This window comes from Mesorhizobium sp. B2-4-15, from assembly GCF_006658505.1.
GTDB lineage: Bacteria > Pseudomonadota > Alphaproteobacteria > Rhizobiales > Rhizobiaceae > Mesorhizobium.
In genome coordinates, this window is record NZ_VFUZ01000031.1 from 1 (window position 1) to 15,588 (window position 15,588).

A 15,588-nucleotide genomic window follows, 5' to 3' on the forward strand; every position below is an offset into this window, starting at 1 on the left:
CCGCGAAGCGGAGCGGGGTGGGGGCGGCGCTGCCCCACCCCGTCTCACGAGTTTTGCTTCGCAAAATCGTTCGCCGACCCTCCCCACAAGGGGGAGGGTAAGGCTCTCAATGCCTGAAATGCCGCACGCCGGTAAACACCATGGCGATGCCGTGTTCGTCGGCGGCGGCGATGACGTCATCATCGCGCATCGAGCCGCCGGGCTGGATGACGGCGGTGGCGCCGGCTTCGATGGCCGACAGCAAGCCATCGGCGAAGGGGAAGAACGCGTCCGAAGCGACGACCGAGCCCTTGGTCAGCGGCTCCGAAAGACCAGCGGTCTCCGCCGCATCGAGCGCTTTGCGGGCGGCGATGCGTGAAGAATCGACCCGGCTCATCTGGCCGGCGCCGATGCCGACCGTGGCGCCGTCCCTGGCATAGACGATGGCGTTCGACTTGACGTGCTTGGCGACTCGGAAGGCGAATTTGAGGTCGGCCATTTCGGCCGGGGTCGGCGCGCGCTTGGTCACCACCTTCAGCTCGAGATCGTCGACGACGGCATTGTCGCGGCCCTGGACGAGCAGGCCGCCGGCTACGGACTTGACCATCGTGCCCGCCGCGCGCGGATCCGGCAGGCCGCCGGTGACCAGCAGGCGCAGGTTCTTCTTCGCCGCGACGATCGCCGCCGCCTCGTCGGTCGCATCGGGCGCTATGATCACCTCGGTGAAGGTTTTCACGATCTCCTCGGCGGCTTCGGCATCGAGGGTGCGATTCATGGCGACGATGCCGCCAAAGGCGGAGACCGGATCGCAGGCCAGCGCCTTGGCGTAGGCTGCCCTCAGCGACGCGCTCTCGGCGACACCGCAAGGGTTGGCATGCTTGATGATGGCGACCGCGGCGGACCGTGCCGGGTCGAATTCGCCCGCCAGTTCGAAGGCCGCGTCGGTGTCGTTGATGTTGTTGTAGGAGAGCTGCTTGCCCTGCAGCTGGCGCGCCGTCGCGACGCCCGGCCGCTTATCGCCATTGACATAGAAGCCGGCGACCTGGTGCGGGTTCTCGCCGTAGCGCATCACCTCGGCCAGCCTGCCGCTGAAGGCGCGCCATGTCGGATGCTCGATCTCCAGCGCCTCGGCGAACCAGCCGGAGATCGCCGCGTCATAGGTGGCGGTGCGGGCAAAGGCCTTGGCCGCCAGCTTCTTGCGGAAATCCAGCGACAGCGAGCCGATGTTCATTTCCAGCGCGTTCAGCACCGAGGCGTAATCGCTGGGATCGGTGACGATGGCGACATAGGCGTGGTTCTTGGCCGAGGCGCGGATCATCGCCGGGCCGCCAATGTCGATGTTCTCGACGATCGCCGCATAGTCGGCGCCGGAGCGGCGGACTTCCTCGAACGGATAGAGATTGGAGACGACGAGGTCGATCGGCTCGATGCCGTATTTGCGCATCGCCGCGGCATGTTCGGGATCGTCGCGCACGCCGAGCAGCGCGCCGTGCACGGAAGGGTGGAGCGTCTTGACGCGGCCGTCCATGATCTCGGGGAAGCCGGTGAGTTCGGAGACGTCGCGCACCGTCATGCCGGCCTCGGTGATCGCCTTGGCGGTTCCGCCGGTCGAGACCAGCTCGATACCGGCCGCCGCCAATGCCCTGGCGAAGTCGATCAGGCCGGTCTTGTCGAAAACGGAGAGCAAAGCGCGCCGGACGGGTACGAGGTCCGGCGCGGGGATGTTCTTGGCGGCGATGGCCATGGGCGCGGCCTTTCACGGCTGGAGGGGCAAGCCCGCGCCGTAGCATATGACATCAGGAAATCAAGCGCCAAGCTCAGTGGCGGCCAGCACGGTCAGTTGTTTTCGGCGTAGCCGGCGATGCGGGTGCGCGTCAGCTGCCAGTGGATCTCGGACACATCCGAGGCCTTGAAGGCGAGCACGATCTGCCGGCTGCGGCGCGGCCCGCCAAGGCCGGCGAAATAGATCGATTCCTCGACTTCGGGCGCCACTTCGCTTGACGTGAACACCCAGGTATCGGCCTGGTCGGCGGCCAGCACCAGGCGGTCGTGCTCGTCCTGCAGCAGGTTGATGTCGGGATGGACATGGAAGCGCACGGTGATGAAGTCACGGCCATTGTTGCGGATCGCGGCATTGCCGGGCCGCTGGAACCGGTCCCTGCCGGACAGCACATTGCCGTTCGACGACAGCTTCAGTTCGCGCTCATGCAGGAAGCCGAAACGCTGGACATAGCCGTCATGGCGGGCGACGAAGCCATGAACGCCCTTCTGGTCGGTGCGCTTGCATTGCACAAGCTGCGGGCCGCCTATCAGCGGCGAACCGAGCAGGTCGTTGACCCGCAGCGAATGGCTGAAGCGAGCCGACGAGGTGTCGTTGATGGTGGCGGTGGAGTGCGCGGCGGTGGCGCGCGCCAAAGGCCGGAACTCGGGGGCGCCATAGGTGTCGATGCCGGCATTGACGATGTAGTGCTGGCGGCCGGAGGACAATTCGAAGGCAAGACAGCCGGCGTGTGCCGCATTGGACACGTCGACCGGCGGCGGCAGGCCAGTGTCGGCAATGACGGTGGTGCCGCCCATGGACAGGCGCTCATAGCCCGAATGCGGTGCATGCAGCAGCGGCGCGCCTGCGGTGTCGTCGTGACGAAGGATGGTGGCGATGCGGTCGTGGATGGTGGCGCCCATGCCGTTGAAGCGGGCGAGGCTGCCATCCTGATGGCGGAAGAAGCGCAGCGCCGGCAGCATGCGGTCGATGGCGCCGATCAGCGCCTGGGGCGGGGCTTCCGCCTGGTTGGCGTAGGTCTGGCGCAGCGGCAAGAGATCCGCGAGGATTTCCAGCACCGTCATCGGGTTGCGTGAGATATGGCCGCCATCGGCGAGAATCTGGCGGTTGAGTTCCTCGGCGAGCTTGCGGGTGGCGCCGCGCAGCGCCGAGGCCGGCGCCGGCAGCGAGAGTGCCGCGAAGGCCAATGCGATGCGGGCACGCAGCCGATCCTTGCCGTCGGGCATTTCACGCGCCATCGACCTGAGATAGCGGATCTGCATGGCCAGCGATTTCAGGAAGGCGCGATAGAAGGGAAACTCGGCACCCTGCAGCACGACGGAAGAATGTTGCAGCCAGGCGATGATGCGCTTGGCCGCCGTCCCGGGCTCCCAGGCAACGCCAGCAATATGGCTGCCATGCATGGCGATCCAGTCGGAAACCAGGGCGCGGGCGTTGGCGGCGGCAAGCTCGGTGCCGGCGGCCCGCATGTGGCGCAGCCAGCGAAAGCCATGCAAAGTCTTCTGCCAGCCGTGATTGGGCACATTGATCTGGAACGGCGACTTGCCGCCGGTCTCGACCAGATGCCCGGACAAAGGATAGCGGCCGTAATAGATCTCGAGCGCGATCTGCGGGTCGGCGAGGCGCAGGTCCGGTGGCGCGATCAGAACACGTTCAGGCGTGCGGCCGGAATAGCGCCAGCGATAGACCGGCCCGGCGCGCAGGCGTCGACGCGTCTTGCGCCAGAACTCCTTCGCGACCAGCGTCCACAGACGCGTCGTGTTGCCGGCAGCAAGTGCCAAAAGCCCTCCTGGTCGTCCTCAACCCCCAAGCACGAGTTTACATGATTGAACGAGACGTGCGAAGGCGAATTCCCGGGAACGGCTGCGGTTCACCCGGTTTACCCAGGCTCTCCCTAAAAAAGTCAGCAAAATGCATTAGCCGGCTCTGCGCATGCGAGCGGCGAAAAAACCATCCAGGCCCGAGCGCTCCGGCGCGCCGAGGTCGAGATCGGCGGGCGTTGTGCGCAGCGTGCCTTGCGCCGTCAGGAACGAATCGATGCCGGCGATCTCGCCCTGCCGCAGCGGATCGTCGACGACCGTCGGCGTCTCTTTGAGGAAAGCGCGATAGAGCTCTTCGCCTTCGAGCGGGTCGAGCGAACAGTTGGAAAAGACGATCCTGCCGCCCGGTTTCACCAAGGTGACGGCGCGGGCGAGCAGTCGGCGCTGCAGGTCGGCGAGCTTCTCGACATCGGCCGTGGTCTTGGTCCAAGGCACGTCGGGATGCCGGCGTACCGTGCCGGTCGATGAGCATGGCGCGTCGAGCAGCACGGCGTCGAACAACTCCTCGGGCTGGTAGTTCAGGAGGTCCGCCTGGACGACGTCGGCGGCGAGCCCGAGACGGTCGAGATTCTGCGCCAGCCGCGCCAGCCGGTTCTTCGAGGTGTCGACCCCGGTGACCCTGGCCCCGGCCAGGATCAACTGCGCGGTCTTGCCGCCGGGCGCGGCGCAGAGGTCGGCGACGCTCAGGCCGGTGACATCACCGAACAGCCGGGCGGGAAGGCTGGCGGCCGCATCCTGAACCCACCATGCACCTGCTTCGAAGCCGGGCAGTTCGGGGACGGATGCGCTGAGTTTTTCCACCCGCACCGTGCCGGTCGGCAGGACGATGCCGCCGAGCTTTTCGGCCCAGAGTTCGGGATCGGCCTTGACCGTGAAATCGACGGGCGCCTCGTGGCGATGGGCCGCGAGGATCTGCCCGGCCTTGTCCACGCCATAGGCGGCCTTCAGACGGTCGGAAAACCATTTCGGCGCTTCGTCGGTGGCGGCGAGAGCGGCGGGCAATTCGGTTTCCTTGGCACGCGCCAGCGTGCGCAGAACGCCATTCACCAGACCGGAAAAGCGCTGTGTGCGCGGATCGGATTTGGCGTGCGTCACCGCGAGGTCGACGGCGGCGCTGTCTGGAATGTCGAGGAACAGGATCTGCGCCGCCGCCACATGCAGGACGTGCGACAGCGCTGTGGCGTTTGGCGGCAGCGGCTTTTCCAGCCGGCGCGCCAGCAGTCCTGATATGGTCATGCGATAACGTAGCGCCGTGACAAGGATAGCGCGAACCAGGCCGCGGTCACGCAAATCGAGCGCCTTGTATTGCGGATGGCCGTTCTCGTGATCGGTCAGCCCGTCTAGCGGCGTCTTGGCGTCGATGACGGCGGCAAGCAGCCGCGCCGCCGCCTTGCGCGCGGCGAGGCCGGCAACGAATTCGCCGCCGGCATTGTGTTCCTGATCGCCTGAAACGGTGCGTCGAGGTCGGCCGGCCACGCTCACGACCACCGGCCCTTGGGCCCGGTCGGATTGCGACCCCATGGATTGGGCCTCGGCCTGGCGGGTTCCTCCGGCTGTTCGGGCTGCGCGGCCTGGCCCCATGGGCCTGTCGGCTGCTGTTCATCCGCCCGCCGAGCCGTCGGGGCCTGGCGCGGCGCGGCCTTCGCGTCGCTGCCTCCCATCTGTTGCGCCATCGCCTGCAAGGCGGCGATGCGGTTCTCGGTGCTCGGATGGGTGGAGAACAGATTGTCCATGCGCTCGCCATGCAGGGGGTTGATGATGAAGAGATGCGCCATCGCCGGGTTGCGTTCGGCATCGGCGTTGGGAATGCGTTCGGCCCCGCGGGCAATCTTGTCAAGCGCGGAGGCCAGCCACAGCGGGTGTCCACAGATTTCGGCGCCGCGCCGGTCGGCTTCGTATTCGCGGGTGCGGCTGACCGCCATCTGCACGATCATGGCGGCGAAGGGCGCCACGATCATCGCCGCCAGTACGCCGACAAAGCCGAACGGGTTGTTGTTGTCGCGATTGCCGCCAAGGAAAAAGGCGAAATTGCCGAGCATCGAGATGGCGCCTGCAAACGTCGCCACGATGGTCATGGTCAGCGTGTCACGATGCTGCACATGGGCGAGCTCGTGCGCCATCACGGCGGCGACCTCTTCGTGGGTCAGCCGCTCCAGCAGGCCGGTGGAGGCGGCGACCGCCGCGTTCTGCGGGTTGCGGCCGGTGGCAAACGCATTCGGCTGCGGGCTGTCGATCAGATAGGTCCTGGGCATCGGCAGGCCGGCCTGCTTGGCCAGGGCCTGGACAATGGCGTAATATTCCGGCGCGTTCTTCTCGTCGACCTCGACGGCATGGTTCATCGACAGCACCATCTTGTCGGCATTCCAATAGCTGAACAGATTGGTGCCGGCGGCGATCAGCAAGGCGATAATCATGCCGCCCGAACCGCCGATCAGGAAGCCGACGCCCATGAACAGGGCCGTCATGGCGGCCAGAAGCATCGCGGTGCGCAAAGTGTTCATCGTCTGCTCCTGTCACGCTGGTGATGAAAGGGGGTCGATAGTCCTAGGCTCATCGCTATATGATGGGAAACGCCTGCCCCTGTTTCAATCCGCCCGAGATGTCGCATGAACGAGGAAACCAGTAAAACGCCAGCCGCCGGTCCGAATGACGGAGCGTCGCCGAAGGCACTCACTCCCGCCGCCCGCCGTGCGCTGGCCGAGGCCGAAGCACGGCGGCAGGACTACCGCCGCAAGGAAGCCGCGCTGCCCCGGGAAATCGGCGGCCGTGGTGGCAAGGAACCCGGTCGCTATGGCGACTGGGAAGTCAAAGGTCTGACCAGCGACTTTTAGAGATCGATCTAGGCTGCACTGCGCTGCGGTTCGAGCGCGATCCAGCCGCGTTCGTCGATGGTGATGCCGATCGCGTCGTAGCCTGTGATCGACGCGTGCTGCGTCGCCATGGGATGCCGGTGGGTGGCGTTGATCACCATGACCGCGGCATCCGCCGCCTCGGCCGCCGTGATGCCGGCCGGAGCATCCTCGAACACAAGGCAGTCGCGCGCATCGACGCCGAGCCGTTCGGCACCCAGCAGGAAGCAGTCCGGCGCCGGCTTGCCACGCGAAACATCTTCCGCGGCGACGAGGATGGCGGGAACCGGAATGCCGGCGGCCTTCAGGCGCAGCAGCGCCAGTTCGCGCGGCGCGGAGGTCACGATCGCCCAGCTTTCGCGCGGCAGCGAATTGAGGAACACCACGGCGCCGGCGATCGGGACAATGCCGTCCAGATCGGCGGCCTCGGCCTTCAGCAGCAGGTCCGCCTCATGCGCCGGATCAATGCCTGGGAGGGCAAGGCCGGTGATGGTCTCGATCGCCCGCACGCCGTGGATCGTCGGCAGGAAGGCGGCGACGTCGAGGCCCTGTCGGCGCGCCCAATCGCTCCACACCCGCTCCGCCGACGCAATGGAATTGATGAGTGTGCCGTCCATGTCGAAGAGGAAGGCGGCGAATTTTCTGCCAGCAAACATGATTTTCCTTGAAATCCGGGGGTGCGTCGAGGGAGGGCGCAACGTAACGTCCAGCCGCGGACATGGAAAGGCGCGCCGGCCTATTTTGCGGCGGCCCGGGAACCACCGCTACCTTGCGACGTTGCAATCGCACATCCCCAACATGCGACCCAAGGGACGACGCCCATGCTGATCCGCCTCGGCTACGAGATCGCCATTGAATGCGCCGAGGCCACTCCCGTGATTTCATTGCTCGAGATCCACAAGGACAGGCAGGCCGACATCAAGCGGCAAACGCGTGTGCTGAACTCGCCCTCGGTGCCGACCAGGCTCCACGAGGATCTGCACGGCAATGGCTGCCGCCGCTTCACCGCGCCTGCCGGCACCTTTCGCATCCTCTACGACGCGGTGGTCGAGGACAGCGGCGAGACGGACGAGGTCAACACGCTGGCCAGGGAAATGCCGGTTGCCGAATTGCCCGACGAGGTGCTCGGCCATCTCCTCGGCAGCCGCTACTGCGAGACCGATCATTTGAGCAATCTCGCCTGGCAACTGTTCGGCCATCTTCCACCCGGCTGGGCGCGGGTGCAGGCGATCGTCGACTATGTCCACAACCGCCTGTCCTTCGGCTATGGCTACGCGCGGTCGACCCGCACGGCGGCGCAGGCGCATGAGGAACGGGTCGGGGTGTGCCGCGACTTCGCCCATCTGGCGATCACGCTCTGCCGGTGCATGAACATTCCGGCGCGCTATGTGAACGGCTATCTCGGCGACATCGGCGTGCCAGCCGATCCGGCGCCGATGGATTTCTCGGCCTGGATGGAGGTGTTCCTCGACGGCAAGTGGTACACGTTCGATCCGCGCCACAATCAGCCCAGGATCGGCCGCGTCGTCATTGCGCGCGGGCGCGACGCCACGGACGTGCCCCTGCTGCACAGCTTCGGCCCGCACCGGCTGACCCTGTTCAAAGTCTGGACCTATGAACAGGAAGGCAGGCTGTTCAATCCTCCCAATCATCGCGTCGACAGGACGGCCAGCGCGCAAATGTTGGGCTAAGGTGCGTCGATATTCAGGTGTGTTCGTGCCTCAACTTACCTGGCAATTTCGGGACAGGTGATCCGCTTCGGCACAAGAGGCCTGTGCCGCGACAGGACGGCTCGAAGCATTCCGTGATTGCTCCAGTTCGAGCATGGTAAGCGGTCCGTAAACGCTGCGGGCAGCCTGGTTCTCGCGTTTACCGGTCGTTCACCTTTGCAAAGGCCGTAATCAAATAAAAACAATGGGTTGACGTTGATGGTTCCGTTTCGGCCCACGGTTGGCGCCGTCCGGCTGGAATCCTGCATTGCCCTGTCCGCGGCGACGAGGCCGAGGCATGCGGAGGCTGTTGGATGCGAAATTACGGGGGTCTTGTCCACGCGGTCGGCGGGTTTGCCAGGGATCGCGGTGGAAATTTCGCAATCCTGTTCGGCTTTGCTGCCTCGGTCTTGGCGCTAGCCGCCGGCTTTTCGGTCAACATCTCGCAGTTGTACAACGCCAGATCGAGCCTGCAGGGCGTGGTCGACGCCGCGGTGACATCGACGGCGCGTGACCTGACGACCGGCGCCATCAAGGAGGCCGATGCCAACAAGTCGGTGCAGGCCTTTCTCGACGCCAACAGCATGGCCGGCATCCTCCAGGCCGACCAGGTCGTGCTGGACAGGCTGACGGTCAACAGGACCGCCAGCACGGTCCAGGCGGACGTCCACGCGGATCTCGCCCTGTTTTTCCCGATCTTCGGCATGGGCGACACCAAACGGGTCACCGCGTCAACGACGGCGCTCTATTCGGACAAGCGCGTCGAAGTGGCGATGATGCTCGATGTGACCGGTTCGATGGCCGCCAACTGGTGGGCCAAGACCGACAAGATCGGCGACCTGCAGGCTGCCGCTTCCGGGGCCGTCGAGGATCTGCTGAACAACAATATCGATCCGCAAAATCCGCGCGTGCGTGTGGCGGTCGTTCCCTATGCCGAAGCGGTCAACACCGGCGGTCTCGCGGAGAGCGTTTTCGTCGAACAGGCGGGCGGCCCGAATTTGCCGGCAGCATTGGACGCACCGATCAACGTGAACTCATCCGCGCCTCGAAGGCCAGACAAATGCGCCACCGAGCGCAAGGACAAGGACGGCTATGCCGACTATTCGTCCGACGGCCCATCGGAGCCGCGCAAGAACAACCAGGGGCAGTACTATCCCGCCAAGGTCAACCGCGACGATCGCATGAAAACCTGCCCGAAACCGGAGCTCATTCCGCTGACGGCTGACAAGCAGACATTGCTGAGCACGATTGCGAGCTTCAAGGCGGACGGCGTGACCGCCGGCGGCATCGCCGTGCAATGGGGCTACTACATGCTCTCACCCGACTGGCGCTCGACCATCGCCGCCGCCAGACTGGGCACAGGTCCCGCCGATTTCGACAGCAGGAAGGTGGCCAAGGTCGCCATCCTGATGACGGACGGCCAGTTCAACACGGCATTCGCCGGCGGCCGCAGCGCGCCCAGGTCACAGAACGCAGGTCAGATGTCGCGGAGCAATGCCGAGAACATTTGCGACAACATGAAGCGGGACGGCATCGAGATATTCACGATCGGCTTCGACCTCGACGACCCGTCGATGACCGCGACCGAGAGGGATCAGGCAAAGAGTGTGCTCCAGGATTGCTCCACCGCGGACACATCCACGCTGAAGCACTATTACGAGGCCGCGACCGGTCCCGAACTGGACGACGCCTTCAGCGCCATCGTGCAGAACATCGAGCGCCTGGCGCTGACCAAATAGGCCTCAGCCGCGTCGCGGCCCCATGAAAAGGAAAAGGCCGCCGCTTCTTTCGAAGCCGGCGGCCTTCCGTGTTTCCGTCCATGGCGCGGCTCAATGGCGGCGACGCTCACGTCACCGACCGCGCATCTCACGCCTTAACGGGAAGACTGCTTCCCGAAAGTGCAATCCGCTGAGGCCACGTTCTGGAAAACGAAATCACTCGACATCGGATCACCTCCTTTCGATTTGTTGAACACGCCCTAATGATGGGGTGCGTCGCAGCAAATGGCAAGGTGCCGCAACGGAATGGCCGAGCCCCGCCCGGAAAATCGTCCGGCGCGATGTTTTTGCGCAACAGATAGGGATTGCGGTCCGCGGACCGATTGGACGACAGTGCAATTCGGGAGCAGGGCGATATTCGACGCATGGGAGGTGGAGATGGACGCTGCCGGCAAAGCCGCACGGATCGTGCGAAGCGTCGTCGAGACGCTGAAGCCTGGTTTCGCGGTGAGGCTGTGGACCGGTGAGCGGATCGGCCCGGCGACGGGACCCGTGCTTGCCATCAACGACCAGGATATTGTCTGGCAGATGGTCCGGCGCCCCAGCTTTTCGACGCTGGTGGAGATGTGGATATCCAAGGCGGTCGACGTCGAGGATGGGTCGCTGTTCGACTTCTACGCCCTGCCTTCGCAAGGCAAGTTGAAGACAAAGCTCAGATCACTGCCGAAGCTGGCGATTCTGCGGGACCTGCCGGCCGTGCTGTTTTCGCGAAAGCAGATGACGGCGCGGACCGATTTGTCCGGCCGCAACCCTTATGTCAGCGGGTCGAACAAGGAGGCGATACAGCATCATTACGATATATCGAATGCTTTCTACCGGCTCTTCCTCGACGAGCGCATGGTCTACAGCTGCGGCTACTTCACGGATTTTGCCAACAGCATAGACCAGGCGCAGATCGACAAGCTCGATCATATCTGCCGCAAGCTCCGGCTGAAGCCGGGCGAAAGCCTGCTCGACATCGGCTGCGGCTGGGGGGCGATGCTGATCCACGCGGCGAAGCATTACGGCGTCGTCGGCCATGGCGTGTCGCTGTCCGAAGAGCAGACGAAGCTGGCGCGCGAGCGCATCCGCGCCGAGGGGCTTGAGGACCGCATCACCATCGAGATCAAATCCTATGCCGAGCTCTCCGGCACGTTCGACAAGATATCGTCGATCGGCATGTTCGAGCATCTGGGCCTCGCCAATCATGCCGCCTATTTCTCGACCGTCCACCGCTTGTTGAAGCCGGGCGGCGTCTACCTGCACCACGCCATCACGCGGCGCAGCAAGGGCGACCCGAAGAAGACTCTGCGCAAAGGGCCGGAATACAAGGCGCTGATCAAGTACATCTTTCCGGGCGGCGAGCTCGACACGATCGGCATGACGCTCGGCAATCTCGAAGCGCATAGCTTCCTCGTCTACGACGTCGAAAATCTGCGTGAGCACTACGCCCGCACCTGCAGGCTGTGGGCCGAGCGCTTGCATGCGCGGTTCGACGAGGCCATTGCCGAGGTGGGGGAGGCTAGGGCGCGCCTCTGGCTGCTCTATCTCACGGGATGCTCCATCACCTTCGAACGCGCCTCGGCGCAGATTTTCCAGACCGTCGCCACCAAACGCGCGCGTGGGCCGAGCGGCCTGCCGCCGACGCGGGCCGACCTTTACAGGTAACGGCCCCTGGGCGCCCGCCGCCGTCTCACTCGGCGATGCCGAGCGAGCCGAGATAGGCCGCCGACGCCGGGATCTTGGACTTGTCCTTGATCTCGATGATGAGACGCGGATTGCTTTCGAGTTTGGCGAGCGCGGCGAAGACCGAACGCCACTGGATTGTGCCTTCACCGAGGCTCCAGTGGCGATCGGCGTAGCCGTCGGCGTCCTGCAGATGGACATGCTGCAGGCGGTTGCCGGCGGCGTGCACGTAGTAGTCGACCGGCGGCGCGCCGGTCGAACCATGGGCATAATAGGCGTGGCCGGTGTCGATCGACACGGCGACGGCAGGGGACTTGAAGCTGTCGGCCAACGCCACGCGGATATGCGGATCCCTGTCCTCGATGTTTTCGAGAACCATGGTGCAGCCGATGTCTTCGGCCCGCCTGACGACTTCGCTCAGCGTCAGGTGGCAATATTCGACGATCTTTTCGCGCTCGCCGGGATTGTTGTCGAGATTGTTGTAGGACCAGGTCGTGTAGGGGCTGTGGACGACCATCTGCGTCGCGCCGATGGCAGCGCAGACCTCGATGCCTTGCACCAGACGTTTGCTGACAACGGTACGAATGTCGGGATCCTGCGAGGCGATGACGAAGCCCCAGAACGGCCCGTGGATCCCGAGCCGTCCCCGGTGACCGTCGAGGAGCTTTTTGGCGCGGGCGGCGAGCGGTGTCCAGTCGCCGTCGAGAACATCGGCGTTGGTGAAGCTCTGCAATTCCAGGTCACGCTGCCTTTCGAGTAGCCAGCCGCGATGGATTTCGACGTCGTCCAGGGTCATGGCGGCGCCAAGGATGGGTAGGGAAGTCATCGGTACTCCGATCGGTGGGATTTGAAATTGGCGAAAGCGACAAGGTGGGGTCGCGCCGGGCCCTGTATGGCGCCGTTTTCTGTCACGCGTATTACAGGCTGCGCGAAAGGATTTTCGAAGGCGTCGTGCCTTTATGCGCAAGAGCCCGCACTTGGCGCGGCGGCTATGCCGCCAGCTAGACGAACCGCATCGTCGCGCCGACCTCGATGCTGGCCGGCCGATCGACCGTGCAATAGACGCCGAAATTGTGGGCGTTGTGTCGGACCAGGTTGCGCAGGATGCCGGGATCGTTGTCGAAGCCATCCTGGGCGATGATGGTGAAGCCGCAACGGCGGCAGGGCTCGGAGATGGTCAAGAGCAGATCGCCGATCGCAAGCTTGCGGCCGATCCACTCCGTCTCCGGAAATGAGCCTTCGACCGCCGCCATATCGACGACGATGTTGGGACGGAAGCGGCGCGCATCGGGCGTTCCCTCCGGATGCAGCGCCTTCAGGCGCGCCAGCGAAGCCGTGGTTAAAAGATGGATGGGCGCCTTGTTGTAGCGCGCTTGCGTGAGCGGACCGGCGTAGGCGGGCGGCGCGTTCTGCGGGCCGAACGGCCGGATCGAGGCCGCGAAGCCGAGATAGGCCGAAACAGCATCATCGCTTTCAGCGCCCGGCGCCGCCAGCCAGTCACCGCCGGGAACGGCGATCTCGACCTTGCGGTCACCGGTCAGCCGGGTGCGGATGCGCGGCACCTTGTGCCATTTCGCCTCGCGATCGGGCCGGGCGATCTGGTTGTCGGCGGCGTCGACCAGACCGAACATGCGGTCGCCGTCGATGCTGTCGGCGCCGACCGCGATCGCTTGCAGGCGTTCGCCGGCGAGCGAGCTCGCCGGATAGCGCCAGAGTTCGGCAACCCTGCCGATCGCGGCCATGGCTCGTCTCAGCCCTTCCTGTTCTGCCGGTTGGCGACGAGATCGTCGACGACCGCCGGATCGGCGAGCGTCGAGGTGTCGCCGAGGGCGGCGAAATCGTCCTCGGCGATCTTGCGCAGGATGCGGCGCATGATCTTGCCCGAGCGTGTCTTGGGCAAGCCCGGCGCGAACTGGATCTTGTCGGGCGAGGCGATGGCGCCGATCTCCTTGCGGACGTGGGCGATAAGGTCCTTGCGCAACTCTTCGGTAGGCTCAATGCCCTTCATCAAGGTGACGTAGCTGTAGATGCCCTGGCCCTTGATGTCGTGCGGGTAGCCGACGACGGCGGCCTCCGAGACCTTCTCATGGCTGACCAGCGCCGATTCAACCTCGGCCGTGCCCATGCGGTGACCGGAGACGTTGATGACGTCGTCGACGCGGCCGGTGATCCAGTAATAGCCATCGGCGTCGCGGCGACAACCGTCACCGGTGAAGTATTTTCCCTTGTAGGTGGAAAAATAGGTCTGCACGAAGCGGTCGTGGTCGCCATAGACGGTGCGCATCTGGCCGGGCCAGGAATCGGTGATGCAAAGGTTGCCGTCGGCGGCTCCTTCCAGCACCTTGCCGTCGCCGTCGACCAGCTGCGGCTTGACGCCGAAGAAGGGCCGGGTCGCCGAGCCTGCCTTGAGATCGGTGGCGCCGGGCAGCGGCGTGATCAGGATGCCGCCGGTCTCGGTCTGCCACCATGTATCGACGATCGGCACCTTGCCGTTGCCGACGACGTTGAAATACCACTCCCAGGCTTCCGGATTGATCGGCTCGCCGACCGAGCCCAGCACGCGCAGCGACTTGCGCGAGGTCTTCTTCACCGGATCGTCACCGGCGCCCATAAGCGCACGCAGCGCCGTCGGCGCGGTGTAGAAGATGTTGACCTGATGCTTGTCGATGACCTCCCAGAAGCGCGACTGCGAGGGGTAGTTCGGCACGCCCTCGAACATCAGCGTGGTGGCGCCATTGGCGAGCGGGCCATAGACGATGTAGCTGTGGCCGGTGACCCAGCCGACATCGGCGGTGCACCAGTAGACATCGCCGTCATGGTAGTCGAAGACATATTGGTGCGTCATCGAGGCATAGACGAGGTAGCCGGCGGTGGTGTGCAGCACGCCCTTCGGCTTGCCGGTCGAGCCGGAGGTGTAGAGGATGAACAGCGGGTCCTCCGCCTTCATCTTCTCCGGCTTGCAGTCGGGCCTGACCGTCGCGATCTCGTCGTGGTACCAGCGGTCGCGGCCCGGCGCCCAGCCGATCTTGCCGCCGGTGCGGCGCACGACAATCACGTTTTTCACCGTCACATCGTGCTTGGCAGCGATGTCGATCGCCTTGTCGGTGTTCTCCTTCAGCGGGATCGGCTTGCCGCCACGCAAGCCTTCGTCGGCGGTGATGACGAAGGTCGATTCGCAATCGACGATGCGGCCGGCCAGCGCGTCCGGCGAAAAGCCGCCGAAGACGATCGAATGGATGGCGCCTAGCCGGGTGCAGGCCAGCATCGCATAGGCGGCTTCCGGGATCATCGGCATGTAGATGGTGACGCGGTCGCCCTTCTTGACGCCGTGCTTCTTCATGACGTTGGCAAGCCGGCAGACATGCTCGTAAAGTTCGTTGTAGGTGATCTTCTTGTCGTCGTAGGGATTGTCGCCTTCCCAGATGATGGCGGTCTGGTTGCCACGCTTCTTCAGGTGGCGGTCGATGCAATTGTAGGAGACGTTGGTCAGCCCGTCCTCGAACCACTTGATCGAGACCTTGCCATCGAAGGACGTGTTCTTGACCTTGGTGAAGGGCTTGAACCAGTCGATGCGCTTGCCGTGCTTGCCCCAGAACTTGTCCGGGTTCTTGACGCTGTCGGCGTACCATTTGAGATAGGTGTCGTTGTCGATCAGCGCGTTCTTCTTCCACGCCGGCTGGACGCGATGGATCTTTGCCTCGGACATGTGTTCGCTTTCCTCCCGAAACCAAACCGCTGGCTTGGCGGCCAGCGGGATCGCGGCGAAGCGGCCGCGAATTCGCGCGCATTATTAACAGTTCCGCGAAGACGGCAACATTAGACGTTGGATTCGCGTGGCGCGATGCCGCAGCGGCTGCACAAACGTTGTCAGCACTCCCGGGGCATCGCTGCTAAGCACATGTTTTGGTGGAGGAAAAGGCCGTCATGGTCTGCGAAAATCAATAGACAGTTAAGCAACCACGCGCACAATCCAGCGTTGGGAGGAAGGAGAATCAACCTGAGGACCGC

General features: G+C 64.5%; 12 protein-coding genes. 4 read left to right on the forward strand and 8 right to left on the reverse strand.

The genetic code is table 11. The features are described 5' to 3' along the window. Positions 1–106: 106 nt before the first annotated feature. The 4 genes from purH to htpX form a co-directional block, all read right to left on the reverse strand. Positions 107–1,723 (reverse strand): bifunctional phosphoribosylaminoimidazolecarboxamide formyltransferase/IMP cyclohydrolase, encoded by a 1,617-nt coding sequence (gene purH, locus FJ930_RS26205; protein WP_141840695.1) that lies wholly within the window; start codon positions 1,721–1,723, stop codon positions 107–109. 92 nt (positions 1,724–1,815) lie between these two features. Beyond that, positions 1,816–3,540, reverse strand: coding sequence for a heparinase II/III family protein (locus FJ930_RS26210; RefSeq protein WP_141840696.1), 1,725 nt, complete (start codon positions 3,538–3,540; stop codon positions 1,816–1,818). Positions 3,541–3,675: 135 nt separating this feature from the next. Next, positions 3,676–5,061: an RsmB/NOP family class I SAM-dependent RNA methyltransferase gene (locus tag FJ930_RS26215; protein WP_246677031.1), complete on the reverse strand. Its 1,386-nt coding sequence runs from the start codon at positions 5,059–5,061 to the stop codon at positions 3,676–3,678. Further along, positions 5,058–6,080 carry a zinc metalloprotease HtpX gene (htpX, locus tag FJ930_RS26220; RefSeq protein WP_141840698.1) on the reverse strand — a complete coding sequence of 341 codons (1,023 nt, stop codon included), beginning with the start codon at positions 6,078–6,080 and terminating at the stop codon, positions 5,058–5,060. Before htpX ends, FJ930_RS26215 begins: the two co-directional genes overlap by 4 nt. A 105-nt stretch (positions 6,081–6,185) precedes the next feature. On the opposite strand from htpX, the gene FJ930_RS26225 reads away from it, so the two are divergent. Then, on the forward strand, positions 6,186–6,410 hold the full coding sequence (locus FJ930_RS26225; protein ID WP_140745038.1) for a DUF1674 domain-containing protein: 225 nt from the start codon (positions 6,186–6,188) through the stop codon (positions 6,408–6,410). A gap of 8 nt (positions 6,411–6,418) precedes the next feature. Here FJ930_RS26225 and FJ930_RS26230 read toward each other — a convergent pair whose 3' ends face one another. Further along, positions 6,419–7,084: an HAD-IA family hydrolase gene (locus FJ930_RS26230; protein WP_141840699.1), complete on the reverse strand. Its 666-nt coding sequence runs from the start codon at positions 7,082–7,084 to the stop codon at positions 6,419–6,421. Positions 7,085–7,249: 165 nt separating this feature from the next. Here FJ930_RS26230 and FJ930_RS26235 point away from each other — a divergent pair, with 165 nt between their 5' ends. The 3 genes from FJ930_RS26235 to FJ930_RS26245 all read left to right on the forward strand — a co-directional run bounded on the left by FJ930_RS26235 (position 7,250) and on the right by FJ930_RS26245 (position 11,562). Then, complete coding sequence (locus tag FJ930_RS26235; RefSeq protein WP_141840700.1) at positions 7,250–8,119, forward strand: transglutaminase family protein; 870 nt, start codon at positions 7,250–7,252, stop codon at positions 8,117–8,119. Positions 8,120–8,451: 332 nt separating this feature from the next. After that, entirely contained in the window at positions 8,452–9,876 is a 1,425-nt protein-coding gene (locus FJ930_RS26240) for a TadE/TadG family type IV pilus assembly protein (RefSeq protein WP_141840701.1), read from the forward strand. Between the two features lie 417 nt (positions 9,877–10,293). Then, entirely contained in the window at positions 10,294–11,562 is a 1,269-nt protein-coding gene (locus FJ930_RS26245; protein WP_141840702.1) for a cyclopropane-fatty-acyl-phospholipid synthase family protein, read from the forward strand. A gap of 25 nt (positions 11,563–11,587) precedes the next feature. On the opposite strand, the gene FJ930_RS26250 is transcribed toward FJ930_RS26245, so the two are convergent. From FJ930_RS26250 to acs, 3 genes are all read right to left on the reverse strand, one after another. After that, positions 11,588–12,406: a sugar phosphate isomerase/epimerase family protein gene (locus FJ930_RS26250; RefSeq protein WP_141840703.1), complete on the reverse strand. Its 819-nt coding sequence runs from the start codon at positions 12,404–12,406 to the stop codon at positions 11,588–11,590. Between the two features lie 175 nt (positions 12,407–12,581). After that, positions 12,582–13,322 carry an MOSC domain-containing protein gene (locus tag FJ930_RS26255; RefSeq protein ID WP_141840704.1) on the reverse strand — a complete coding sequence of 247 codons (741 nt, stop codon included), beginning with the start codon at positions 13,320–13,322 and terminating at the stop codon, positions 12,582–12,584. Between the two features lie 8 nt (positions 13,323–13,330). Beyond that, positions 13,331–15,286, reverse strand: coding sequence for an acetate--CoA ligase (gene acs / locus FJ930_RS26260; protein ID WP_141840705.1), 1,956 nt, complete (start codon positions 15,284–15,286; stop codon positions 13,331–13,333). Between the last annotated feature and the right edge of the window lie 302 nt (positions 15,287–15,588).

What these genes read in the sequence shown, in the direction of transcription:
- purH (WP_141840695.1), bottom strand. Translation starts at nt 1,723, where the DNA reads ATGGCCATCGCCGCCAAGAACATCCCCGCGCCGGACCTCGTACCCGTC.
- htpX (WP_141840698.1), bottom strand. Translation starts at nt 6,080, where the DNA reads ATGAACACTTTGCGCACCGCGATGCTTCTGGCCGCCATGACGGCCCTG.
- FJ930_RS26225 (WP_140745038.1), top strand. Translation starts at nt 6,186, where the DNA reads ATGAACGAGGAAACCAGTAAAACGCCAGCCGCCGGTCCGAATGACGGA.
- FJ930_RS26230 (WP_141840699.1), bottom strand. Translation starts at nt 7,084, where the DNA reads ATGTTTGCTGGCAGAAAATTCGCCGCCTTCCTCTTCGACATGGACGGC.
- FJ930_RS26235 (WP_141840700.1), top strand. Translation starts at nt 7,250, where the DNA reads ATGCTGATCCGCCTCGGCTACGAGATCGCCATTGAATGCGCCGAGGCC.
- FJ930_RS26240 (WP_141840701.1), top strand. Translation starts at nt 8,452, where the DNA reads ATGCGAAATTACGGGGGTCTTGTCCACGCGGTCGGCGGGTTTGCCAGG.
- FJ930_RS26245 (WP_141840702.1), top strand. Translation starts at nt 10,294, where the DNA reads ATGGACGCTGCCGGCAAAGCCGCACGGATCGTGCGAAGCGTCGTCGAG.
- FJ930_RS26250 (WP_141840703.1), bottom strand. Translation starts at nt 12,406, where the DNA reads ATGACTTCCCTACCCATCCTTGGCGCCGCCATGACCCTGGACGACGTC.
- FJ930_RS26255 (WP_141840704.1), bottom strand. Translation starts at nt 13,322, where the DNA reads ATGGCCGCGATCGGCAGGGTTGCCGAACTCTGGCGCTATCCGGCGAGC.
- acs (WP_141840705.1), bottom strand. Translation starts at nt 15,286, where the DNA reads ATGTCCGAGGCAAAGATCCATCGCGTCCAGCCGGCGTGGAAGAAGAAC.